At 26.8% G+C, this 377-nt stretch carries 1 protein-coding gene; it reads left to right on the top strand.

Annotation, left to right across the window (positions count from 1 at the left end):
• On the top strand, window positions 1-335 hold a 335-nt coding region (locus CP366_RS10480; RefSeq protein ID WP_158227350.1), incomplete at its 5' end, for an N-6 DNA methylase.
• Between the last annotated feature and the right edge of the window lie 42 nt (window positions 336-377).

Here is a 377-nt window from a genome sequence, read left to right on the forward strand (position 1 = left end):
ATGCAAGTAAGGAATATCAGAAAGTAAAATCAAATAACGTTTTAACAGACGATAATATTAGAAAGATTGTGGATGCATTTAACAATCAAAAAGAAGTAAAGAATTTCTCTCGTAAAGTATCTTTTGGAGAAATACAGAAAAATGATTTTAATTTAACAATGGCTCGCTATATTAATCAATATCAGTTCCAAGAGAGATTAGATTGTCAAAAGGAGTTTGAGAATTTGGCAAAGCTGGATAATAAGATTGGTAATGTTGATGAGAAACTAAATAAAATAATGAGGGAACTAGTAACTGACGATAAATTAAAGGAAGTAGAAAAATTAATTAAGTAAAAGTCAATTTTTGAATATTAGACACAGGATAAATTCTAAAAT

It is taken from the genome of Lactobacillus sp. UMNPBX15, assembly GCF_002553785.1.
In the GTDB taxonomy this organism is placed as follows: domain Bacteria; phylum Bacillota; class Bacilli; order Lactobacillales; family Lactobacillaceae; genus Lactobacillus; species Lactobacillus crispatus.